This window comes from Streptomyces sp. P17 (genome assembly GCF_032436805.1).
In the GTDB taxonomy this organism is placed as follows: Bacteria; Actinomycetota; Actinomycetes; order Streptomycetales; family Streptomycetaceae; genus Streptomyces.
Map to the genome: position 1 here is coordinate 1 of NZ_JAVRBF010000491.1, position 336 is coordinate 336.

General features: G+C 36.0%; 1 protein-coding gene. It reads left to right on the forward strand.

Going from position 1 to position 336, the window contains the following annotated elements; all coding sequences use genetic code 11:
• On the forward strand, positions 1-336 hold a 336-nt coding region (locus tag RMT89_RS41845; protein WP_315888995.1), incomplete at both ends, for a hypothetical protein.

The following is a 336-nucleotide window of genomic DNA, read 5'->3' on the forward strand; positions in this document are numbered from 1 at the left end:
GTTAAATTTCCTTCTTACATTCAAGGTGGGATTAAAGCGACGCAAGATAACAAACGTGATTATATTGAAAATGCTACCATTCATGGGCGCAGTCAAACGTTGATAAATCTTGACGTTAAAAATTTCTACCCAAATATAAAGGCAGACGAAGTAAAGAGTATTTTCAAGTATTTCTTTAAGTTTAGCGATGACGTTGTAGACATTCTAACCAAATTAACGACCTACCAAGGAAAGCTTCCACAGGGTGGTTGTACATCAAGCTATTTGGCAAATTTAGTGTTTTTTAACGATGAGTATCGTTTGGTAAGCTCTCTAAGAGGAAAGCAGATCAGATAC